This is a genomic window from Pseudarthrobacter sp. MDT3-1, assembly GCF_054510755.1.
Map to the genome: position 1 here is coordinate 1 of NZ_JBTNDX010000043.1, position 20,898 is coordinate 20,898.

A 20,898-nucleotide genomic window follows, 5' to 3' on the forward strand; every position below is an offset into this window, starting at 1 on the left:
CGGTGTACATGCCGCCGCAGGCGCCTTCGCCGGGGCAGATGGCGCGCTCGATGCGGTCAAGGTCGCCGAGGCTCATCTTGCCGGCGGCGCAGGCGCCGACGGCCTCGAAGGCGTCGATGAGGGTGACTTCCTTTTCGGAGCCGTCCTCCAGCTTGACCCAGCCCGGCATGATGGAGCCGGCGTACACGAAGACGCTGGCCAGGTCCAGGCGGGCGGCTGCCATGAGCATGCCGGGGAGGGACTTGTCGCAGCCGGCGAGGAGGACCGAGCCGTCGATGCGCTCGGCCTGCATGACGGTTTCGACGGAATCGGCGATGACTTCGCGGGAGACCAGGGAGAAGTGCATGCCTTCGTGGCCCATGGAGATGCCGTCGGAGACGGAGATGGTGCCGAACTGCATCGGGAAACCGCCGCCTGCGTGGACACCTTCCTTGGCGCTCTGGGCGAGACGGTTCAGGGACAGGTTGCAGGGAGTGATTTCGTTCCAGGAGCTTGCCACGCCGATCTGGGGTTTGGCGAAGTCATCGTCGCCCATACCCACAGCGCGGAGCATGCCACGCGCGGGGGCCGCATGAATGCCGTCGGTAACCACCCGGCTGCGGGGCTTGAGGTCCACTAATTGTGATGGTTGCATATCTTTCCTCCGGTGTTGATTTGAAGCTACGTATCGCACTGAACGCGTTGGGCAATGGGACGCGTCGAGGTTTGGGCAAGGGTCAAGGGTTGCAATATTCGCAAAAACGCGGGTCAGCGCGTGGTGGGTCGGTTACGTCGCGGGTGGAGCGGTGCCCGCAGGTGAGGCATCCATGAATCTCGGCGCGGGTCTCGCTCGTTGGCTCGCCGCAGCCCGTGCACGGGAGTCCTGCCACTCGCTCCACTTTCCAGAATCCCGGGGTGCCGCAGGCCGGACATCTGGAGCGAAGCTTCTGTGCAAGGTCTTCGGCCGCGAGACGGATGGTTTCCATGCGCGTCGGATTGGCGTTGGCACGCATGTCTGTCTCGAGAAAAACCTTGCCCTTGGCCGATCGGGCCAGCGCCCTCGAAAAGGCGAGCTCCAGCTCGGGCCAGGCGGCGATTCCCTTACGGATGCGGGGGTCGTGTCCGCCGTCCGGGCGAACGACCAGATGGTGTTCGGGGAATTTCGATTCACGGGCGAACGTTTGGGCCTCCGCCCAGTCCGCCGTCTGCAGGTGGGAGAAGTTCGTCTTGCCTTCGGCTATTCCAACGACCTCCAGCTCGCGCTCACCGTCGATCCAGATCATGAGTTCGATGTTCCAGGGGAACATCCCCATGTATGGATCCGGGCCAAACGAGCCCTCGTTGGCGATACCCAGCGGCAATCCCAACAATTCCATGCCCACCTGCGCCTTCTTACGCGCAGCCTCGAGCTGTGTGCCGGCGCGGGGAATGTCACGGGTGAAAGTACCGAGCAGATCCGTGTCGTAGCCCGTGACGTGTTCGAGCCGGCAGCCGAGCGCACGCTCGAGCACCGGGACGATCACCCGTTCCTTGCCATGCTGGGTAAGCAGAGAAATCCGTTCACCGGAATAGGCGGAAAGAAGGGTTGAATTGCCGGAATCAATACTGGTCATAACTGACCTTTCACTCTGAGCGCGAACTGCTGGAACTGTCGCAGCACACCCGAAAGGTAGGCATGATTAGTTAGAAAAGAACCGACGGCCGCCTCTCAGTCGCAGATGCTACGTCATACAATACATGAAGTTTTGATCGTGAATCAAATAGCGTGTATTAATGGGATCCTGGGATGCTGGTGCCCTCGGATGGACTGCAGTCCCGGAACTTGGGGGTGCGGGCCATTGCCCGTACCCCGACTTCGTAAAAGCTGGAAACGAACAAGAGAGCAACCACGTGATCGATCCCATTATCCTTTTCTTTCTGCTCGGTGCCACCGCCGGTCTGCTGCGTTCGGAGTTGCGTCTACCGGCTGCGATCTACGAGTTCGTCAGCATCGTGCTGTTGCTGGCCATCGGCCTCAAGGGCGGTATTGAACTGGCCAGGCAACCTTTCGGCAGCCTGCTGCCGCAAATGCTGGCCGTGGTGGCGTTGGGCTTTTTCCTTTCACTGGCTGCCTTCCCCGTGCTGCGTTACCTGGGCCGTTTCAAGCGAGCGGATGCGGCTTCCATCGCCGCCCACTACGGCTCCGTAAGCGTAGGCACCTATGCCGTGGTTGTCGCCTATCTTGGCAGCCGCCAGATCGCGTTCGAAGAGCACATGCCCCTGCTTCTGGTGTTGCTGGAAGTGCCGGCCATTATTGTGGGAATTGTCCTGGCCCGGGGTCTGTCCCGGGAGACCCGGTGGAGGTCGGTCGCCCATGAGGTTTTCCTCGGGAAAAGCATTGTGCTGCTCCTGGGCGGGCTGCTCATCGGCTGGGCGGCGGGGCCGGACGGGCTGTCGTCGATCGAGCCGTTGTTCTTCGATCTGTTCAAGGGAATCCTGGCTCTTTTTCTACTGGAGATGGGGCTGATTACGGCGACACAGGTAGGAAGCCTGCGCCGGTACGGACCCTTCCTGATGGCCTTTGGAATTGGCATGCCGCTCTTTTCGGCCCTGGTGGGGACCGGACTGGGCTGGGTGCTGGGCCTCTCCATCGGCGGTACCGCCGTTCTTGCGACGCTGGCGGCGAGTGCTTCATACATCGCAGTGCCGGCGGCCATGCGCATTTCCGTACCCGAGGCCAACCCCACCCTGTCACTGGCCGCCGCGCTGGGGGTCACGTTCCCGTTCAATGTCCTGTTTGGTATCCCGATATACCACGCCCTCGCGGTGTGGGCACATACTTTCGCGAAAGGATGAGACTGATGCAAAGCCATACACGCAAGCTGTTGACCGTCGTCACCGAAGCCGTACTTGAGGGCACTCTCGTTCGGGACATCGACCGGCTCAATGCCCGCGGATACACCATCACCGACGCGCGCGGCAAAGGCCACCGCGGCGTCCGCAGTGCCGGCTGGGAAGCGAACAGCAACATCCGCATCGAGGTGGTGTGCGACGAAGCGACGGCAGACGCTATTGCCGCCTACCTCCAGGAGCACTACTACGAGGACTACGCCATGATCCTGTTCGTGAGTGACGTAGACGTTTTGCGGCCGGAGAAATTCTAGGCCCAAATCGGGCCGCCAGCACCGGGCAAAGGGTCAATGGTGGCCGGAGTGCCGCGGCTTCAGCTCCGAGGGCGCACGATCAGGACCGGGCAGTCCGCATGCCGGAGGCACTGGTCACTCACGGAGCCGAGCAGCATCCCGACGAGCCCGCCATGACCGCGCGATCCGACAACCAGCATGCGGGCGTCCCGTGAGATGTCAATGAGGCTCTTGGCGGCGCCGGCGTGAACGGCCCTGTAGCTGACGGAGAGCGTGGAGTATCTGTCGACCCTCGTGTGCACATCCCGCACGAGCTCGCCATGCACCGCCGTTGCGTACTCGTCAAAGGACGACACATATCCGAACTCCCAGCCGGGCGGGCGAGGGGCAGCAGCGAGAGACCAGGCCCGCACGATGACGACGGGGACCTCCAGCTGGTCCGCGAGTCCAAGTGCCGTGTCCAGGGCGTAGTCTGCGCAGGCGGATCCATCATGCCCGACCACGATGCTGTTGCCCGGTGCCGGGTTCAGACCGTCACCCAGGCTTTCCTGACTCACTGATGGTTCTCCCTGCTGCTGGAGGCCAAAACTGCACCGGTTGCCGGCCGGCGGATGGCACCGCGGCCGCGGGCCAGGCGCTCCAATGCTGAGGCAATACGGCGGGTCCGCCCGTACTCAGAGCCACCGCCCCGGTAGGTCATCAAGACAGTTTCAAATGTGACCCCGGCGGGATCCAGCACCTGATGCCCGAGACGCTGCAACCAGAGCATCTCCAGGTTCCTGCGCGCGGTGACGAACCGGACCAGGGCGGCGTCCGTCGTGAAGCCCAAACGGGGCCGGGCGAGAGCGATCAGCAGGCGGGCACCGGCACCGCGCGCCTGCGTGGCCGCCGCGGCCAAGACGTCCGCAGCGCCTGACTCAGCGACGATGACGATGAGATACACCGGCCCCGCGGAATCCGCGATGGTGGCGGGAACACCGCCGGGAAGCTGCGGTCTGAAACGTGCCTCTCGATTGTTCAAGAGCGAGCTCCTTCCAAACCGCCGCCGCAAAGCCTCGCCGAGGACACTGCAGCCGGCCACCCCACCACCCCGTGCGGTAGCGTATGATTCAATCAATGAACTTAGATTAGCGAATTATAGTTCAGGTGTCTAGGGTGCGGGAGGTGGGTTCAGGGACGAGGACCGCGAGGAGTTCGTCCAGTTCGTGGCCGGCATCGACGGGATGGCGGAAGGGGCGGCCGGTGGCGACGGTGTAGCTGTTGCGGCGTCCGTTACGGGTTCTGGTGATATATCCGGCCTCCACAAGGTCGGCAGTTATCTTTTGCGCAGCGCGCTCCGTGACTCCCACCCGGGTGGCGACGTCGCGCATGCGGATCTGCGGATCTCGGGCGATGGTGAGCAGGACGTGGGCGTGGTTGGTGAGGAACGTCCACTGCGTCTCGGCGGCGGCCCCGGCGGGTGTCCCTGAGTCAAAATCCTTGGTTGCCATTTCAAGGACAATAGTCGATCGGACCCGCAGGCGCCCGGTCGGCGGCCGGGAGTGCAGGGAAAGCAATCAGTCAGTTTCAGTTGATGACAAGAAAGGCCACCAATGCTCGAAGTCAGTGTACTTCGCTGGACGCTCACCATCGGACTTATTCTCGGGCTGCTCGCCCTGGATCTTGGACTGGCTGCCGCACGGCCGCACGTCGTGAAGTTCCGCGAGGCCGCAATTTCATCGATTCTTTATATTGCCGTGGCCATTGCCTTCGGACTGGTCTTCGCAATGCAGGTGGGCTGGGACTATGGCGCGGAATTCTTTGCCGGCTACATCGTCGAAAAAAGCCTGTCCATCGATAACCTCTTCGTCTTCGTGATCATCATGTCGACCTTCGCCGTGCCAGAGAAGTACCAGCAGAAGGTCCTGATCTTCGGCATAGCAATGGCTCTGGTCCTGCGGGCGATCTTCATCGCCCTGGGCGCAGCACTGCTCCAGCTGTTTTCCTTCATGTTCCTGATCTTCGGCCTGATCCTGATTGTGACGGCTGTGCAGCTTTACCGGCACCGCAACGCCGACCCGGATGTCCATGACAACGTGCTGGTCCGGGTGGCCCGCCGCGCGCTGACCGTCACGAAGGACTACGAGGGCGGCCGGATGTTCACACGCAGCGCCGGACGCCGGGCAGTGACGCCCCTGTTCATTGTGCTGCTCGCAATTGGCAGCACCGACCTGCTGTTCGCGCTCGACTCAATCCCGGCCATTTTCGGCATCACCGCCGAACCCTATATTGTCTTCACCGCCAACGCCTTCGCCCTGCTAGGGCTGCGGGCCCTGTTTTTCCTCGTCAAGGGGCTTCTGGACCGCCTGGTCTACCTCTCCACCGGCCTGGCGATTATCCTGGCTTTCATCGGCGTGAAACTGGTCCTGCACTGGGGGCATGGCCTCGATGGCCGGGTGCCGGAGATCAGCACCAACCTCAGCCTCGTCGTCATCGCAGTCGTCCTGACAGTGACCACGATCGCAAGCCTGATCAAGGTCCGCCTGGATCCCACCGCACGCGCCCACGCAGGATCTCTCACAACAGAGGATAAGTCCGACTCAGACCGGTCCGGCTGACCAGGCACATGAACTCGTTGGCCGTCGGCGGAAGAGTTTAGCGACGGCTGGCACTACGTGCCTGTTCGAAGCAGCAGGTTGACGGGCCGACGGGCTGTGTGGATCCAAACGGCTGGTCCACCGGCTGCCTTAGCCGCCTCTGGCCCCGGTCAGCTCAGTGCCGGTCGTGGCACTATCACTCGCCACCGGGCAGCGTACTGTGCCCGCACGTGACGGGCCCGGCCATCCCGCCGGCGGACCCGCTCGAAAACCTCCATTCCAAAATTGGTTCCGCATGTCTAGCCTCTTGAGAGGACCTTTGCCCCGTCCGGGCGCAGTTCGCCGCTGGGCGACACGTGCCGGTACAGGGTCTGCCGCGTGATGCCGAGTTCGGTGCGGAGATCGCTGACCTGGTGCCAGGTTGCCCCATGGAAGCCATAGCCAGGCGGAGCTTCGCCGGGGTCATCTTGTAGGGACGTCCCCCGTTCCGGCCCCTGGCGCGGGCGGAGGCCAGTCCGGCGAGGGTGCGTTCGGAGATGGGTTCCCGTTCGAATTCGGCTAAGGCGGCGAAGATCCCGAAGACGAGTTTCCCGGAGGCGGTGGTGGTGTCAATGGCCGCGCCCTGGCCGGTGAGGACCTTCAGTCCGATGCCGCGCTCGGTCAGGTCGTGCACGATATTGACCAGATGCCGCAGGTCACGCCCCAGCCGGTCGAGTTTCTATACGACCAGGGTGTCACCGTGACGCAGGGCTTTGAGGCACGCGGCCAGGTGAGGCAGGTCATCCTTCTTCCCTGAGGCCTTGTCTTCGTAGAGGGAGTCCGTATCGATGCCGGCGGCGACGAGCATGCCGAGGGGATGTTCCTCTTCGTTCATCACGGCGACGGCCTCGCATACGGAGGGGGTCCGATCCGCTCAACCGATGTGTGGACAAACACCCTGAACGAGCAGACCTATACGATCACGGAGTCAGGCCAGGCACGGGACCACAAAATCACCGACAACGGCGATGGCACCCTGACCGTCGAGATCGCTGTCTCCGGCGTCCAGAAGGTCTATGGCCCGGACGGTAAGCGTCTGTTCATGGACACGGGTACCTTCAGGTTCGCGATTCTCATTGATCACGGCGGCACGCCTGCTGACCCCTCCGACGACGAGTTCATTAGGGACCTCGGCGAGACGGCCAGTCACGGGCAAGCGGACACGGCAGGACGCGACTTCTGCGAAGACCTCGTCACCTTCATCGGTTAATAAATTCAAGCGGCCCTGGGAAAACGCCCGGACGGACCTTTTCAACCACATCTTCCCGCGGCCGGCAAAGACCTGACTGGCCGCCCGGGACCGAAACAACCAAGGACCCACTGTGGAACACGACCGGCAGCAGGGCCGGGTAATCCGGTATGCCGCGAACTAGGCCCGCCCGGCCAACCAAATCCCGGAGTCCTCAACGAGACCGTCGGCGGATCAAGGTTAAGGCCCCTCCGGTGAGTATCCGATGAAGGGGCCTTCTCTGGCATACTCATTCGGCCCGCGAAAGCGGCCCAATTCTCTCTTTGGGACGCTTTTGCGCCGAGCCGCTGGGACGGAACGACGGCGACACCACGCGGGCGATAGCCTGAACGTTGAACCCAGCCCCACCCCGGAACGAGGATTTCCCCATGATCACACGCACCGACGTCGACGAAGCCGCTGCCCGGATTGCCGGAAGGATCCGCGTCACGCCCGTACTGGCGGCTGACCGCGGCCAGTTCCCCGGCGAAGTGTGGCTTAAGTGCGAGTTCATGCAGCACACCGGCACGTTCAAGGCCCGGGGCGCGTTCAACCGGGTTCTGGCCTGCCGGGAGCGCGGCGAACTGAAGGACGATGTGGGCATTGTGGTGGCCTCCGGCGGCAACGCCGGCCTCGCCAACGCCTACGCGGCCACGGAAGTGGGGGTCCCTGCCACGGTGTTCGTGCCCGAGACCGCCCCGGCCGTGAAGGTCAAGAAGCTCGTGGCCATCGGCGCCGACGTGGTCCAGCACGGTGCCGAATACTCCGAGGCCTACGACGCCGCGATGGCCTACGCCGCCGAGACGGGCGCGGTCTACTGCCATGCCTACGACCAGCCCGAGATCGCCGCCGGCGCCGGCACCATCGGAACCGAGTTGCTGGAGCAGTTGGGCGACGTGGACACCGTGGTGGTGGCCGTGGGTGGCGGCGGGCTCATGGCGGGGGTCGCGGCCGCCGTGGAGGGCCGGGCCAAAGTGGTGGGCGTCGAGTCCGAATCCACGCCCACCCTGCACGCCGCACTCGCGGCCGGGATCCCCGTGGACGTGGCCGTCTCCGGGATCGCCGCCGACTCCCTGGGGGCCCGGCAGATCGGCCGGATCGGCTTCGACGTGGCCGTCCGTACCGGCGTCCGCGCCGTGCTGGTCTCCGACGAGGACATCGTGGCCGCCCGGTCCCTGCTGTGGGAGCAGTACCGCATCATCGTGGAGCACGGCGCGGCCGCGGCCTTCGCCGCCCTGCACTCCGGCGCCTACGTCCCGGCCGACGGCGAACGCGTGGCCGTGATCCTCTGCGGCGCCAACACGGACCCCGCCACCGTCTGAGGTTCTACCGGTCCACCGCGACGAGGTCCCTCCCGTTGAGCGGCTGGACCGGCCGGCTGTTGCCCGCGTGCGCCGCGCGCAGTGTGGCGAGCTGTCCGGCTCCCAGCTCAATGGGGGTCTCGAGGAGCAGCCAGCGCACGCCTTCCGAGCAGGGCGGAGTGGTCAGGCTGCCGTCGTACGCGAAGTGGTCCAGCGACGCCGGGAACAGCGCCGGGAAGTCCACGACGCCGGCCGCCACTTTCGGCCCATCGGCTGCGGCCGGCACGCCGTCCGTGAACGGCGCCCACGGCGCATTGGTAGCCCCCACCGTGGCGAGGATCCCGACGACGGCCAGCCCGCCGTCGTCGGCCTGGTGGACGAAATGGAACTCGGCCTCGTGCCGGACGCCGTCCAGCGTATGCTCGGATGGGGCGTGGAAGTGCAGCTGCTTGAAGGCGTACTTCTTGCCGCCAACCGTGATGCCTTGGGCCGAGAGGGCGTGCAGCTCGGTGGTGTGGCCGTTGTCGGTGATCTCGCCTTCCGAGGCGGAATAGGCCAGGGCCTGCGGCGCAGGGGAAAGGCCCGGCCCACCCCCGACGTCGATGGGGGACTGGGCGGTGCCCGAAGAGCAGGAGCCGAAGTCGGAGCTCAGGGTGCCCCAGTGTTCGGGACCCTCGGCGCCGTCGTAGGACCAGGCGCGGGGCGCTGCGGAGCCGGACGGCGAGGGTGCCGCGGCCCCGGCGGCGGACCTGCTGCAGCCGGTGACAAGAGCCAGCAGCCCCAGGCCGGATCCAACTAGCAAAGACTTCCTGGTCATTATTGTGGCGCTGCGCATTTCCATCCTTCGGGTCGTGTAGGTCCGCACCGGAGAGCCCGGCGCGGACCTACGACGACTACCACGGGGGCCGGTGGCAGGTCTTGTCACAGACGCCCACCGCAGGATGTGACCCGCTGTCCTTCCCGGAAGTCAGGGCGCCTTGCCGGCGCCGGACGCGTCCGTGTCTTCTGTGGCCCGAGGGGCTGCCGCGGCGGCCAGCACTTCGGCGCCGAAGCTGCCGAGTAGGGTCAGGGAATCGGCCGATGGCGAGTCCGGCTTCGCTGAATACACCCGCAGCACCTGGTCTGAATCGTCGGGAAGCGTCAGGTCTTCGAAGTTCAGTTCCAGGTCCCCGACGACGGGATGGTGCAGCCGAACACTGCCTGCGGACCCCGTTGCCAGCCGGTGTCCGGCCCACCATTGGCGGAAGCGTTCGCTGTGTACTGCGAGTTCGCCGACGAGTTGATTGGCCTGGGGGTCGTTGGGGTGCCGGCCGATATCCGCGCGCAGGGTCCCGACGGCTTCGGCCGCCACGGTCTCCCAGTCCCGGAAGAGATCGTGGGAGCGCGGATCGAGGAAAACCCATCGGGTGAGGTTCCGCTCTGCTGCCGGCATGGCCGGGAATTCAGCAAGGAGAAGGAACGCCAGGCGGTTGCCGGCCAGAACATCTGTGCGGCGGCCCAGGATCAGGGCGGGAACGTTGCCCACGGCGTCCAGGAGTTGGCGGAGAGCCGGCCGAACAACCTGTTCCGGAATGGGTGAATGCTGGGACTTCGCGCAGTTCTCCAGAAGGTCGACCATGTGCGCCTGCTCGCCAGGATCCAGGCGCAGGGCCCTCGCCACTGAATCCATCACCGCCCGGGACGGGTGGATGTTCCGGCCTTGTTCGAGCCGGGTGTAGTAGTCGGTGCTCACGTCCGCAAGGCGCGCGATTTCCTCGCGTCGCAGCCCGGGGACGCGCCTGCCACCGGTGGTCGCGGCTATCCCGGCCTGCTCCGGCGTCAGCCGCGACCGCATTGCCTTCAGGAACTTTCCAAACTCCGCGCTCTGACCCATGCCTTCCATTGTCCAAGCCGGCGTCCCCGCTTTCCAGTGACGAAGGTAGGACTGCCAGTCCTAGGAAAAGGAGGGAATGGCATACCTGCTGACACGGCCTGCCGGCGTGCCTAGCGTTGAATGCATAACCCGCCCGTGCAGGGCTGTTCGAGCAAACAACACAACCACGGGAAGAACTGATGATGTCCCAGCCACAGGAAATTACCATCCCCACAGTGACCCTCAACAACGGCGTCCAGATCCCGCAACTTGGCTTCGGCGTATTCCAGGTCCCGCCGGAAGAAACGCAGCGCATCGTCGAGGACGCCCTCGAAGCCGGCTACCGCCACATCGACACTGCCGCGGCGTACCGGAACGAGGCCGGCGTCGGGGCAGCCATTGCCGCTTCGGGCATACCCCGCGGGGAACTCTTCATCACCACCAAGCTGCGCAACGGTGAACAAGGAATGGCCCACCAAGCCTTCCAGAACAGCCGCCAAGCCCTGGGCCTGGACTACCTGGACCTCTACCTGATCCATTGGCCCGTGCCCGCACAGGGACTCTTCACGGAGGCTTGGAAGGCCATGGAACAGCTGTACGCAAACAACCAGATCCGCGCCATCGGGGTTTCGAACTTCCTGGCTGACCACCTGGACACGCTCCTAGCGGCGGCGGACGTTGTCCCGGCCGTCAACCAAATCGAAATCCACCCCGCGTTCCAGCAGCAGGAGCTGGCGGCCAAGAACCGCTCCCTGGGCATTGCGGTGGAGGCGTACAGCCCGTTGGGGCAGGGCGCCGATCTGGCAGCGGCCACCGTGAAGTCACTGGCCGCGAAGTACCGTGCCACACCTGCCCAGGTTATACTCGCGTGGCATCTCAGCCAGGGCACCATCGTCATCCCGAAGTCGGTCCAGGCCGCACGCATGCGGGAAAACCTGGGCGCTGCCGCCGTGTCGCTGACGCCCGCGGAGGTAGCCGAAATCACGGAACTGGAGTCCGGCGCCCGCACCGGCGGGGATCCCACCGTCGCCGCGCACAGCCAAATGTAGCCAATCCGCACCGGGGAAGTGCAAACCAAGAGAGCCTCACCGAACAAGAAGAGAACCATGGATAATTCGCTGATGATGGCTTGGGCCGTCGTCCACCTCATAAACAACGACAGCCGCAGCGCCTTGCCGGATTCACCCTTCGTGGCACCACGACAAGCCGGACGCGCACGCAGGAGACTGGCCCGCTTCCAGCGGCGGCTGGCCAGTCTCCTGCACGAAGCCGCGTGGGCAATTGAACCTGAACCGCGGACGGCTACTGAGCCCTGACCGTGAGTTTCTGGGGAGGGGCGCCGGCTTGCGGCTACGCATGCCGGCGCCCGGATCGCTCTGCGGCGATTGTGTGGATGAGGCGTGCGGCCGTGCGGGCCGTGCGGGAGTCGACGTCGAACCTGGGGTTCAGTTCGACGACGTCGACGACGGCGAGCTTGGGGGAGCGGGCCAGCTGGCGGCACACTTCCAGCACCACGGAGAGCGGAACGCCGTACGACGCCGGTGCGCTGACACCGGGGGCGACGTATGCGGGGAGGACGTCGAGGTCGATGGTCAGGTAGACCACGTCCACGGAGTCGATGAAGTCCTGCGTGAACTGCCGGACCTGCTCAGTCCTGGACTCGGTGCATTCCTCGTCCAGGAGGTACTTGACGCCGAGCTCCCGGGCTGTTTGGAAAAGGGCCTCGGTGTTGCCGGGCTGGCTGATGCCCACCACCGTGTAGCTGAACCCGTGGCCCAAGGCTTGCTCCGCCTCGGCCACCTGCCGGAACGGTGTTCCCGAGGACGGGATTTCCTCGGCGCGGAGGTCGAAGTGCGCGTCCAGGTTGATGATGCCGATGCGGCGTCCATCGGTGACCTGGCTGGCGCGGAGGCCCGTGTAGGTGCCGAAGGCGGTTTCGTGGCCGCCGCCCAGGATGATGGGCAGGTGGCCCGCGTCCAGGGCCTCGAGGACGGCCGCGCCGAGGCGCTCCTGGCCGTCCTCGAGGTTTCCGTCCACAACGGTGGTGTCGCCAAGGTCGTGGACCAGGAGTTCCGCGGGCGCCGCCATGGGTGCCAGGGCGGAGCGGATGCTTGCGGGACCGTCGACGGCGCCGACCCGGCCTTTGTTCCGGCGGACGCCTTCATCGCTGCGGAACCCAAGGATGGCGATTCCCGTGGTGCCGGCCTGGGCCGTGTTCACTGCGTGGTGCCAGCGACGGTGCTCTGGGCCGGGGCCGTCGTCGCGGCCCGTCCACGTGTGCTGGGTGGTGGGGTTGGTCATCGGGATCCTTCTCCGTGTCCTAGCGCCAGTGCGGCGTCACGGGTGCTTGCTATGAGTTGCTTTTCGCGCCGGACCGCCCGGTCCGCCGGAGCCATGGTGCTGACGGCACCCAAAAGCCGGCCGCCGTCGTCGAACACGGGGAAACTGACGCCCCAGACGCCCGCATCCACCGCCCCGTAGCTGAGGCCGAAGCCGCGGCCCTGAACGAGCTGGAGCTCGTGGTTCAGGTTGTCTGCCTCCTCCTCGCTCAGTCCGAGGCCGGCCACGATCCTGCTCTGCTCCTGGGGGTCCAGGTGCGCCAGCAGGGCCATCGCGCTGGCGCCCTTCAGTAGGGGGAGCGAGCGGCCCGGCGAGTAGCTGCAGCGCAGCATCTGAGGGCCTTCGATGGCATCTACGCACAGTGCCTCCGCACCGCGGACCACTAGATAGGCGGCCAGCTCCTGGGTTTCATCCGAGAGCAGCTGTAGCTGCTCCGAGATGCGGCCCTTGACCATGGCCTCCTGGTGGAAGTTGGCGGCGAGGCGCAGGGTTTCCGGGCCGGCGCTGTACTGCCCGCGGCGCCTGGTCTGCGCCACCAGCCCGGACGGCACCAGCATTGCCAGGTGCCGGTACACGGCGCTGGCGGGGATGCCCGTTGTTTTGCTGATTTGGGCTGCGGTCAGGGTCCGGTGCCGCGCGAATTCGAGCAGGATGTCGACGAATCGCGAGGCGTTGCCTTCCGCTATCACGGAATGGTTCGGAACTGTAGGCATAACACCGACGTTAGTGGCTGGAATCACGGATGGCATCAACTAGTTCCCATAGAGTGGGAATTTACTTTCCGCCGGGTGGGAATCAACCGTTAACGCGAAATCGCCGGAACCATGCCGGGTCGCCGCAAATTTGCAGTGACCCGGCATGGCTCCGGCGATTGCGGCGGCCAGCCGGTAAGAGGCGGCCGGTGTAAGGCGGCCTAGGTCAGCTTGATCTGGCGGTTCATGTCCTTGTAGAGCAGGTAGCGGAATTCGCCGGGGCCACCGGCGTAGCAGGCCTGCGGGCAGAAGGCGCGCAGCCACATGAAGTCGCCGGCCTCCACCTCAACCCAGTCGTTGTTGAGCAGGTACATGGCCTTGCCCTCCAGGACGTACAGGCCGTGCTCCATGACGTGGGTCTCCGGGAACGGGATAACCCCGCCCGGCTGGAACGTCACAATGTTCACCTGCATGTCGTGGGCCAGATCGCTGGAATCCGTGAAGCGGGTGGTCTTCCAGGCGCCGTCGGTATCCGGCATCGCGGTGGGTTCCACCTCGGCATCACTGGTGACGAAGGACTTTGCCTCGTAACCCTCAAGCCGCTCATAGGCCTTACGGATCCATTGGAAGGAGACAATGTCATCCGAGACGTTCTCCAGGCCCCAGGTGGCACCGGCGGCCAGGTAGGCGTAGCCGCCTTCCTCAAGCTGGTGCAGTTCGCCGTCGAGCGTCAGGTTGACCTTGCCCTTGGTGACAAAGACAACGCCCTCAACGCCGGGCTCAAACTCGGCCTTGGGGGCACCGCCGCCGGGGCCGATCTCCACGATCAGCTGCGAGAACGTGGTGGCAAACCCGGAGATCGGGCGGGCCAGGATCCAGGAGCGGGTGTTGGAGAAACCCGGCAGGGTGCTGGTCACGATGTCGGTCATAACGCCCTTGGGGATGACCGTATAGGCCTCCGTGACGATGGCCCGCTCCGTGGTGAGGTGCGTCTGCGGCGGCAGGCCGCCCTGGGGGTAGTAGTACTTGCCCATCATGGGATCCTTACTTTGAAGTGGAGTGTGCCAGCCGCGGGTGCGCCAGTGCGGTCAGCTGGGAAAGTTCGACGCCGGCGAGCGCCTGGACCTCTTCGGTCCCCACTGCGCCGCACTGGACGCCGCGCAGGGCGAAGGCGGCCAGGGCCCGGGCGGTGGCGGGTTCGTCCATGACCCCGCCTTCCGTGTGGTCGACATAGTTGCGCAGGCGTGCCGCTGCGGCCGGAAGCCCCTCGCGGTAGAACGCATACGTGGCGGCGAAACGGCTGGGCAGCTGGGCTGCGTGCAGGTCCCAGCCCTGGTAGTAGCCGCGCTCCAGCGAGCGGCGGACGAGGCGTCCGTGCAGCTTCCAGGCATCCTCGACGGCGTCGCCCACCGGGATGATGTTGGTGGATCCGTCGGAGAGGCGGATGCCCGTGCCGGCGACGGCCAGCTGCATGACTTCCTTGGCGTAGTCCGCGACCGGGTGCTCCATGGACTGGTACTCGGCCGAGATTTGCAGCGAGGCGGAGTAGTCGTAGGTGCCGTAGTGCAGGGCGCTGATGCGTCCCGGAACCACGTGCGGCAACTGCGCCACAGGGGAGGTGCCTTCCGGCCCGAGGATCAGCTGCGGTGTTTCCACCTGGACCTCGAAGCGGAGCCGGCCGGCGCGAAGTCCGTGGACTTCCTCCAGCCGGGACACTGCGAAGTCCATCGCCTGGACCTGGGCCACGGTGGTGACCTTGGGCAGGGTCAGGATGAGTCCGGCAGGAAGTTCGCCGGCCTGCGCGAGCGTGGAGACGAACAGGTCCAGTGTTTTCAGTCCGCGGGCCCGGGTGGGCGCCTCGAAGCACTTGAAGCGGATGCCGATGAACGGCGGCGCGGTGCCGGCCGCGACGGCGGTGGCCACAGCGTTGGCGGCAGAAACCGCTGCCACATCCTCCGCCTCATCGCCGCGGTCGCCGAAGCCATCCTCGAAGTCGAGGCGCAGGTCCTCGATCGGTTCCGTGCGCAGCTTGGCACCGACCCGTGCGGCGACGGCGGCAGCCAGCTCCGGCTCCTGACCCAGCAGCGCGCCGAGCTTCTCGAGTCCGCCGTGAGCCTCCGCCGTCGTAAGCGCCTGGGCACCCCAGTCGGCCGCGAACGACGGCGTGAAACGGTCAGCCGGCACGTACACGGTGTGCACGGGCTGGCGGGTGCCGTCGTCGCCCGGGTAATTACGTTCCAGCAGCTGGTCAGTGGCGGCCAGCTGTGCGTCGATGGCGGCAAGGTCCGCCGCGGAGAGCGACGGCGTGGGGGAGACCGCCATGACTCAGCCCACCAGTTCGTAGGCCGGAGTGGTGAGGAAGTCCGTGTAGTCCTCGGACAGGCAGATCTCGGCGATCAGCTTGCTGGCCGGCTGGTAGTACAGGCGGAAGGCCTCGTCGCCGAATTCGGTCCGGAGCCGTTCCGTTTCCTCGCCCAGGATCTTTTCGACCAGTTCGCGGGTGACGGTGTTTCCGGTGTCGGCGAGGACGGACTTGTTGCGGATCTGCTGCCATACCTGCGAGCGGGAGATCTCGGCGGTGGCGGCGTCCTCCATGAGGTTGTGGATGGCCACGGCGCCGTTGCCGGAGAGCCAGACGGCGGTGTAGGCGACCGCGACATACAGGTTCAGGCGCAGCCCGCCCTCGGTGACCTGGCCGTCAGCCGAGGCGATGTCGATCAGCTGGTCCGCAGTAACCGAAACCTCGGGGCGCTGCTTGTCCAGCTGGTTCGGGCGCTCGCCGAGTACGCCGTCGAACACCTCGCGGCAGGTGGGGACCAGGTCCGGGTGGGCCACCCAGGAGCCGTCGAACCCGTCGTTGGCCTCACGGGTCTTGTCCGCACGGACCTTGGCGAAGGCTGCTTCGGTGACCTCGGGGTGCCTGCGGTTGGGGATGACGGCGGCCATGCCGCCCATGGCGAAGGCACCGCGCTTGTGGCAGGTCTTCACCAGCAGCTCGGTGTAGGCGCGCATAAACGGAGCCGTCATAACCACCGAGGCGCGGTCCGGGAGCACAAACTCCTCGCCGGCGTCGCGGAAGTACTTGATGATGCTGAACAGGTAATCCCAGCGGCCGGCGTTCAGGCCCGAGGCGTGGTCCCGGAGTTCGTAGAGGAACTCGTCCATTTCGAAGGCGGCCGGGATGGTTTCGATCAGCATGGTGGCGCGGACGCTGCCCTGCGGGATGCCGAGGAAGTCCTGGGCGAAGACGAACACTTCATTCCAGAGGCGGGCCTCGAGGTGCGATTCCATCTTGGGCAGGTAGTAGTACGGGCCGTGTCCGTTGAGCAGCAGCTGCTTGGCGGTGTGGAAGAAGTGCAGGCCGAAGTCCACCAGCGCACCCACGGCGGGTTCGCCGTCGATCAGCAGGTGCCTTTCCGGCATGTGCCAGCCGCGGGGGCGGGCCACCACAACAGCCAGCGGCGCGTCGGTGCGGAGCGTGTATTCCTTGCCTTCGGGCGAGGTGTAGGCCAAGGTGCCGGTTGCGGCGTCGAGCAGGTTCAGGATGGCGTCGATGACGTTGGGCCACGTGGGCGTGCTGGCGTCCTCGAGGTCCGCCAGCCATACCTTGGCGCCGGAGTTCAGGGCATTGATGGCCATCTTGGCCGGGGTGGCCGGGCCGGTCATCTCGACGCGGCGGTCCTGCAGCGCGGCGGGCGCCTCGGCGACCTTCCAGTCGCCGTCGCGGATTTCCTGCGTCTCCGGCAGGAAGTCCAGGCGGCTGGTGCGGGCGACGCCGTCGCGCTTGGCCTGGCGGGCCTCGAGCAGCTCGTTGCGCGTTCCGGCGAAGCGCCGGTGCAGCTCCTCGACGAAGGCCAGGGCCTTGGGCGTGAGGATCTCTTCGGCGCGGGAGACCGGCTGGCGGTCAGTAACAGTGATAGCCATATTCGTAAGTCCTTTTCTAGAGAGCGCGGGCGGCGTGAGCGGCGCCCGCCACTGCGGCAGCCACATCGGCGGCTACATGAGGATCGAAGACGCTGGGGATAATGTAGCTCGCGTTGAGCTCGTCGTCAGCTACCCGGTTGGCAATGGCGTCTGCGGCGGCCACCAGCATCTCCGGCGTGATGTCGCTCGCGCCGGCGTCGAGCAGCCCGCGGAAGAAGCCCGGGAAGGCCAGCACGTTGTTGATCTGGTTGGGGAAATCGCTGCGGCCCGTGGCCACCACGGCCGCGTACTTGGACGCAATGACAGGGTCGATCTCCGGCGTCGGGTTGGCCATGGCGAAGACGATCGCGTTCTCGGCCATGGCGGCGACCTGCTCTTCGCCGATCACGTGCGGGGCGCTGACACCGATGAAGACGTCGGCGCCGGCCATGGCTTCGTGCAGGGTTCCGGCGAAGCCTTCCTCGTTGGTGTTTGCGGCAATCCAGGCGCGGTGCTCGTCGTCGTACTGCTCGCCCGAGTGGATGGCTCCGGAGCGGCCGGCGGCAACGATGTGCTGGGCGCCCTGGGCCTTAAGGAGCTGGATGATGGCCGAGCCGGCGGCGCCGACGCCCGAGACAACAATGCGGACCTCGGGGAGCTTCTTGTCCACCACGCGCAGGGCGTTGTGGAGGGCTGCCAGGGTGACGATGGCAGTGCCGTGCTGGTCGTCGTGGAAGACGGGGATGTCGAGTTCATCGCGCAGGCGCTTCTCAATTTCAAAGCAGCGCGGTGCTGCGATGTCCTCAAGGTTGATGCCGCCGTAGACGGGGGCCATGGCCTTGGCGATCATGATGATTTCCTCGGTGTCCTGGGTGTCCAGGCAGACCGGCCAGGCGTCAACGTTGGCGAACTGCTTGAACAGGGCGGCCTTGCCTTCCATAACGGGCAGGGCCGCGGCCGGGCCAATGTTGCCCAGGCCCAGGACGGCCGAACCGTCGGTGAGGACGGCAATGGTGTTGCGCTTGACGGTCAGGTTGCGGGCTGCTGCCGGGTCCTCGGCGATGGCGAGGCAGACGCGGGCGACGCCGGGCGTGTAGGCACGGGAGAGGTCGTCGCGGTTGCGCAGGGCTACCTTGGGGACCACCTCGAGCTTCCCGCCGAGGTGCATCAGGAAGGTGCGGTCCGAGACGTGCTGGACCGTGACGCCGTCGAGGGCGTTCAGGGCGTCCTTGACGCGGGCGGCGTGGTCGTCGTCGGTGGTGTTGCAGGTGACGTCCACAACCAGGGTGTCGTGGTGGGATTCCGTGACGTCAAGCGCCGTGATGGCTGCGCCGGCCGCGCCGACGGCGGCAGCGAGCTCACTCGTGGCGGTGAAGCTCGACGGCGCCGCGACGCGCAGGGTGATCGAATTTCCGGGGCTCGGGTTCGCCATTGAATTTCCTCCTCGTTGGGTCCGTTCCCGGACCGCTCGTGCAACCGAATGTTTTCGTATTATGGATATTATTATCTGCAAAGTGGAAATGCAACCCCCTGGCGGTCATGTTTGGGGACATCGCCTGGGGCCTGGTTGTGCTGTATGTTGAGTGTTCTAAGCAACTCTTTTCACGATGTGGATAAGAGATGTCAGAATCTGAGCCATAGGAGACAACGGAATGGCTGAAAAAGCCTCCGGAGGCGTGCAGTCCGTCGAGCGCGTCTTCGAACTGCTGGAACTCATCACAGACGCGGGCGGTGACGTGACGCTCAGCGAGCTCTCGTCCTCCACGGATCTGCCCCTGCCCACCATCCACCGCCTGCTGCGCACTTTGGTCTCGCTTGGCTACATCCGCCAGCTGCCCAACCGCCGTTACGCACTGGGTCCCCGGCTGATCCGGCTTGGCGAAGCCGCCAGCAAGCAGCTTGGAGCCGTGGCCCGCCCGCAGCTGAAGAACCTCGTGGACCGCCTCGGCGAAACCTCCAACATGGCCGTGCTGGATTCGGACATGGTCATCTACGTGGCCCAGGTGCCCTCCATGCACTCCATGCGCATGTTCACCGAGGTGGGCCGCCGCGCCCACACGCACGACACCGGAGTCGGCAAGGCGATCCTGGCCCAGCTCGACGACGAGGTGGTGCGCGGCATCGTGGCCCGCACCGGCATGCCCACCCCCACGGCCAAGAGCATCGGCGACATTGATGCCCTCCTTGCCGATCTCAAGCTGATCCGTGAACGCGGCTACTCCATTGACGAGGAAGAGCAGGAGCTCGGCGTGCGCTGCTTCGCGATGGCCGTGCCCAACGCACCCACCCCTGCCGCCATCTCGGTGTCGGGGCCGATCAGCCGCGTGGACCAGAGTTTTGCAGACCGCGCCGTGCCGCTGCTGCGCCAGGCCGCAATGGCGATCTCGGCTGAGCTCAACCAGAACTGAGTTTCCCTCCCCGCGAGGTGGCAGATGACGGCAGTGTTTGTTCGGCAGAGTCATATGGTCGTTGCAACGCTCTGATTGATGGAGCGTTTAATGGTCAGGTCATTTCCTCTGAGTACCCGCACCGAGTTCATTGACCTTGTGTGTGGGGGGATGTCGATTTTCGCTGCCGCCCGGCGTGTCGGGGCTGTGCACCAGACCGGGCGAAACTGGTGGGCCCAGTCTGGCCACATGATGAGTTTGAGCAAGGGCAGCGTTGGGGGTCTTGCGGATCCTGCACCGGCGACGGACGGCCCAGGTGGCCGGACGCTGGGAAGGGTGGAGCGGGGGATGATCCAGATGGGCCGACGATGTGGGCTCAGCTACGCCGAGATCGGTAAGGCCATAGGTCGGGACGAGTCAGTGGTTTGGCGGGAGGTGAAACGGAACACCAGCGCGGATGGGGTTTATTACGCCTCGGCCGCCCATAAGAAGGCGCATCAGGCCAGGCGCCGGCCCAAGCCGCTCAAGCTTGTCGAGGACGAGGATCTGTGCCGGCTGATCGCGGTGTGGATGGATGACGGGTGGAGCCCGAAGCTGATCTCGTCGATGTTGGCGTTTTACTTCCGCGATGACCAGACTATGCAGGTGAGCCACGAGACGATCTACCAGGCACTGTACGTCCAGGCCCGCGGAAGTCTGCGGGCAGACCTGGCCGAGAAGCTCAGCCTGAAACGGAAACAACGCGTCCCGCACACCGCTGACAGGACCAAGAACAGCCCTTACAAGGAGGCGTTCAAGATCAGCGAACGCCCGGCCGAGGTCCAGGACCGGGCCATCCCGGGGCACTGGGAAGGCGACCTCATCATCGGCTGCGACGGGACCGCAATCGGCACGCTCGTGGAACGCTCGACCAGGTTCACGATCCTGCTCCACCTCGCGGGGGACCACACCGCGGAGACCGTCGCTGCGGCGATGATTCGGGAGATGGGCGAGCTTCCGGAGCACCTGCGCCGGTCGATCACCTGGGACCGCGGAACGGAACTGGCCGAGTACGCCCAGATCCAAACCGCGCTCGAAACCACGCTCTACTTTTGCGACCCGCACTCGCCCTGGCAGCGCGGGACAAACGAGAACACCAACCGGCTCCTGCGGTTCTGGTTCGAGAAAGGCTCAGACCTCTCCGTTCACACCCCAGAGGACCTCCGCAAGGTCGCCGCGAAACTCAACCGCCGACCCCGGCCCACCCTCAACCTCGAAACCCCAGCCAACCGGCTGAACCAGCTGCTACAAGCGGCATAACCACCCAGCGTTGCTTCCACCAGTTGACTTTGCCTTCAAAACACTGCCGTCATCTGCCATTTGGACGGGGTTAGTGCCAATGCCGTTCGGTTAAGGTCTGCACGGTGATGTCAACCCGTATCCCGGCGTTGCGTTCAGGTGAATAGGCGCAGCCCTTGTTAGAAGTGAATCAAGTCTTGC

The 20,898-nt window shown here is 65.4% G+C and carries 24 protein-coding genes; 9 read left to right on the top strand and 15 right to left on the bottom strand.

Features of this window, described 5'->3' with window-relative positions:
* Together ACX80X_RS20005 and ACX80X_RS20010 are read right to left on the bottom strand one after the other, a co-directional pair.
* Positions 1-634: dihydroxy-acid dehydratase domain-containing protein (locus tag ACX80X_RS20005; RefSeq protein ID WP_459313139.1), on the bottom strand; the 634-nt coding region annotated here is incomplete at its 3' end.
* An 82-nt stretch (positions 635-716) separates the two neighbouring features.
* Positions 717-1,592, bottom strand: a complete 876-nt coding sequence (locus tag ACX80X_RS20010) for a DUF6671 family protein (protein WP_252614951.1) — start codon at positions 1,590-1,592, stop codon at positions 717-719.
* Positions 1,593-1,869: 277 nt separating this feature from the next.
* Here ACX80X_RS20010 and ACX80X_RS20015 point away from each other — a divergent pair, with 277 nt between their 5' ends.
* Positions 1,870-2,814: a sodium-dependent bicarbonate transport family permease gene (locus ACX80X_RS20015; protein WP_252603449.1), complete on the top strand. Its 945-nt coding sequence runs from the start codon at positions 1,870-1,872 to the stop codon at positions 2,812-2,814.
* Between the two features lie 5 nt (positions 2,815-2,819).
* Positions 2,820-3,122 (top strand): P-II family nitrogen regulator, encoded by a 303-nt coding sequence (locus ACX80X_RS20020; RefSeq protein WP_252603452.1) that lies wholly within the window; start codon positions 2,820-2,822, stop codon positions 3,120-3,122.
* A gap of 59 nt (positions 3,123-3,181) precedes the next feature.
* On the opposite strand, the gene ACX80X_RS20025 is transcribed toward ACX80X_RS20020, so the two are convergent.
* From ACX80X_RS20025 to ACX80X_RS20035, 3 genes are all read right to left on the bottom strand, one after another.
* Entirely contained in the window at positions 3,182-3,658 is a 477-nt protein-coding gene (locus ACX80X_RS20025; protein WP_252603455.1) for a universal stress protein, read from the bottom strand.
* On the bottom strand, positions 3,655-4,122 hold the full coding sequence (locus ACX80X_RS20030; protein ID WP_252612163.1) for a hypothetical protein: 468 nt from the start codon (positions 4,120-4,122) through the stop codon (positions 3,655-3,657). Before ACX80X_RS20030 ends, ACX80X_RS20025 begins: the two co-directional genes overlap by 4 nt.
* Before the next feature lie 121 nt (positions 4,123-4,243).
* Positions 4,244-4,591 carry a helix-turn-helix transcriptional regulator gene (locus ACX80X_RS20035; RefSeq protein ID WP_252603460.1) on the bottom strand — a complete coding sequence of 116 codons (348 nt, stop codon included), beginning with the start codon at positions 4,589-4,591 and terminating at the stop codon, positions 4,244-4,246.
* A 102-nt stretch (positions 4,592-4,693) separates the two neighbouring features.
* On the opposite strand from ACX80X_RS20035, the gene ACX80X_RS20040 reads away from it, so the two are divergent.
* Positions 4,694-5,698 (top strand): TerC/Alx family metal homeostasis membrane protein, encoded by a 1,005-nt coding sequence (locus ACX80X_RS20040; RefSeq protein WP_252603462.1) that lies wholly within the window; start codon positions 4,694-4,696, stop codon positions 5,696-5,698.
* 175 nt (positions 5,699-5,873) lie between these two features.
* On the opposite strand, the gene ACX80X_RS20045 is transcribed toward ACX80X_RS20040, so the two are convergent.
* Positions 5,874-6,350, bottom strand: a complete 477-nt coding sequence (locus ACX80X_RS20045; protein ID WP_445260453.1) for a recombinase family protein — start codon at positions 6,348-6,350, stop codon at positions 5,874-5,876.
* Between the two features lie 45 nt (positions 6,351-6,395).
* On the bottom strand, positions 6,396-6,554 hold the full coding sequence (locus ACX80X_RS20050; protein ID WP_445260445.1) for a recombinase family protein: 159 nt from the start codon (positions 6,552-6,554) through the stop codon (positions 6,396-6,398).
* A 45-nt stretch (positions 6,555-6,599) separates the two neighbouring features.
* Between ACX80X_RS20050 and ACX80X_RS20055 the strand changes: the two genes are divergently transcribed.
* A complete protein-coding gene (locus ACX80X_RS20055; protein WP_252603464.1) occupies positions 6,600-6,926 on the top strand; it encodes a hypothetical protein in 327 nt (108 codons plus the stop codon).
* Between the two features lie 407 nt (positions 6,927-7,333).
* Positions 7,334-8,266, top strand: coding sequence for a threonine/serine dehydratase (locus ACX80X_RS20060; RefSeq protein ID WP_252603467.1), 933 nt, complete (start codon positions 7,334-7,336; stop codon positions 8,264-8,266).
* 4 nt (positions 8,267-8,270) lie between these two features.
* Here ACX80X_RS20060 and ACX80X_RS20065 read toward each other — a convergent pair whose 3' ends face one another.
* A complete protein-coding gene (locus ACX80X_RS20065) occupies positions 8,271-9,080 on the bottom strand; it encodes a carbonic anhydrase (RefSeq protein ID WP_459313143.1) in 810 nt (269 codons plus the stop codon).
* Between the two features lie 132 nt (positions 9,081-9,212).
* A complete protein-coding gene (locus tag ACX80X_RS20070) occupies positions 9,213-10,118 on the bottom strand; it encodes a helix-turn-helix transcriptional regulator (RefSeq protein WP_252614949.1) in 906 nt (301 codons plus the stop codon).
* A gap of 182 nt (positions 10,119-10,300) precedes the next feature.
* Here ACX80X_RS20070 and ACX80X_RS20075 point away from each other — a divergent pair, with 182 nt between their 5' ends.
* Complete coding sequence (locus tag ACX80X_RS20075) at positions 10,301-11,146, top strand: aldo/keto reductase (protein ID WP_252603492.1); 846 nt, start codon at positions 10,301-10,303, stop codon at positions 11,144-11,146.
* Positions 11,147-11,203: 57 nt separating this feature from the next.
* On the top strand, positions 11,204-11,413 hold the full coding sequence (locus tag ACX80X_RS20080) for a hypothetical protein (RefSeq protein WP_252603474.1): 210 nt from the start codon (positions 11,204-11,206) through the stop codon (positions 11,411-11,413).
* Positions 11,414-11,447: 34 nt separating this feature from the next.
* Here the strand turns inward: ACX80X_RS20080 and hutG are convergent, their stop codons facing one another.
* The 6 genes from hutG to ACX80X_RS20110 form a co-directional block, all read right to left on the bottom strand.
* Complete coding sequence (hutG, locus tag ACX80X_RS20085) at positions 11,448-12,398, bottom strand: formimidoylglutamase (protein WP_252603477.1); 951 nt, start codon at positions 12,396-12,398, stop codon at positions 11,448-11,450.
* On the bottom strand, positions 12,395-13,150 hold the full coding sequence (locus tag ACX80X_RS20090; protein WP_252603479.1) for an IclR family transcriptional regulator: 756 nt from the start codon (positions 13,148-13,150) through the stop codon (positions 12,395-12,397). The genes hutG and ACX80X_RS20090 overlap by 4 nt, the downstream gene beginning before the upstream one ends.
* Before the next feature lie 200 nt (positions 13,151-13,350).
* Positions 13,351-14,163: a bifunctional allantoicase/(S)-ureidoglycine aminohydrolase gene (locus ACX80X_RS20095; RefSeq protein ID WP_252603495.1), complete on the bottom strand. Its 813-nt coding sequence runs from the start codon at positions 14,161-14,163 to the stop codon at positions 13,351-13,353.
* Positions 14,164-14,173: 10 nt separating this feature from the next.
* Complete coding sequence (locus ACX80X_RS20100; RefSeq protein ID WP_252603484.1) at positions 14,174-15,451, bottom strand: DUF6986 family protein; 1,278 nt, start codon at positions 15,449-15,451, stop codon at positions 14,174-14,176.
* Between the two features lie 3 nt (positions 15,452-15,454).
* Entirely contained in the window at positions 15,455-17,053 is a 1,599-nt protein-coding gene (aceB, locus tag ACX80X_RS20105; protein ID WP_252614948.1) for a malate synthase A, read from the bottom strand.
* A 16-nt stretch (positions 17,054-17,069) separates the two neighbouring features.
* A complete protein-coding gene (locus ACX80X_RS20110; protein ID WP_252603489.1) occupies positions 17,070-18,464 on the bottom strand; it encodes an NAD-dependent malic enzyme in 1,395 nt (464 codons plus the stop codon).
* A gap of 220 nt (positions 18,465-18,684) precedes the next feature.
* On the opposite strand from ACX80X_RS20110, the gene ACX80X_RS20115 reads away from it, so the two are divergent.
* Entirely contained in the window at positions 18,685-19,440 is a 756-nt protein-coding gene (locus tag ACX80X_RS20115) for an IclR family transcriptional regulator (protein ID WP_056340756.1), read from the top strand.
* A gap of 90 nt (positions 19,441-19,530) precedes the next feature.
* Positions 19,531-20,718, top strand: a complete 1,188-nt coding sequence (locus tag ACX80X_RS20120; protein WP_459313147.1) for an IS30 family transposase — start codon at positions 19,531-19,533, stop codon at positions 20,716-20,718.
* The last annotated feature ends 180 nt before the right edge of the window (positions 20,719-20,898 follow it).

Bases quoted from the DNA above. Each gene is read 5' to 3' on its own strand.
- ACX80X_RS20040 (WP_252603462.1), top strand. From the start codon at position 4,694: ATGCTCGAAGTCAGTGTACTTCGCTGGACGCTCACCATCGGACTTATT.
- ACX80X_RS20075 (WP_252603492.1), top strand. From the start codon at position 10,301: ATGTCCCAGCCACAGGAAATTACCATCCCCACAGTGACCCTCAACAAC.
- ACX80X_RS20060 (WP_252603467.1), top strand. From the start codon at position 7,334: ATGATCACACGCACCGACGTCGACGAAGCCGCTGCCCGGATTGCCGGA.
- ACX80X_RS20115 (WP_056340756.1), top strand. From the start codon at position 18,685: ATGGCTGAAAAAGCCTCCGGAGGCGTGCAGTCCGTCGAGCGCGTCTTC.
- ACX80X_RS20095 (WP_252603495.1), bottom strand. From the start codon at position 14,163: ATGGGCAAGTACTACTACCCCCAGGGCGGCCTGCCGCCGCAGACGCAC.
- hutG (WP_252603477.1), bottom strand. From the start codon at position 12,398: ATGACCAACCCCACCACCCAGCACACGTGGACGGGCCGCGACGACGGC.
- ACX80X_RS20110 (WP_252603489.1), bottom strand. From the start codon at position 18,464: ATGGCGAACCCGAGCCCCGGAAATTCGATCACCCTGCGCGTCGCGGCG.
- aceB (WP_252614948.1), bottom strand. From the start codon at position 17,053: ATGGCTATCACTGTTACTGACCGCCAGCCGGTCTCCCGCGCCGAAGAG.
- ACX80X_RS20020 (WP_252603452.1), top strand. From the start codon at position 2,820: ATGCAAAGCCATACACGCAAGCTGTTGACCGTCGTCACCGAAGCCGTA.
- ACX80X_RS20100 (WP_252603484.1), bottom strand. From the start codon at position 15,451: ATGGCGGTCTCCCCCACGCCGTCGCTCTCCGCGGCGGACCTTGCCGCC.
- ACX80X_RS20035 (WP_252603460.1), bottom strand. From the start codon at position 4,591: ATGGCAACCAAGGATTTTGACTCAGGGACACCCGCCGGGGCCGCCGCC.
- ACX80X_RS20080 (WP_252603474.1), top strand. From the start codon at position 11,204: ATGGATAATTCGCTGATGATGGCTTGGGCCGTCGTCCACCTCATAAAC.
- ACX80X_RS20070 (WP_252614949.1), bottom strand. From the start codon at position 10,118: ATGGGTCAGAGCGCGGAGTTTGGAAAGTTCCTGAAGGCAATGCGGTCG.
- ACX80X_RS20120 (WP_459313147.1), top strand. From the start codon at position 19,531: ATGGTCAGGTCATTTCCTCTGAGTACCCGCACCGAGTTCATTGACCTT.
- ACX80X_RS20010 (WP_252614951.1), bottom strand. From the start codon at position 1,592: ATGACCAGTATTGATTCCGGCAATTCAACCCTTCTTTCCGCCTATTCC.
- ACX80X_RS20090 (WP_252603479.1), bottom strand. From the start codon at position 13,150: ATGCCTACAGTTCCGAACCATTCCGTGATAGCGGAAGGCAACGCCTCG.
- ACX80X_RS20065 (WP_459313143.1), bottom strand. From the start codon at position 9,080: ATGCGCAGCGCCACAATAATGACCAGGAAGTCTTTGCTAGTTGGATCC.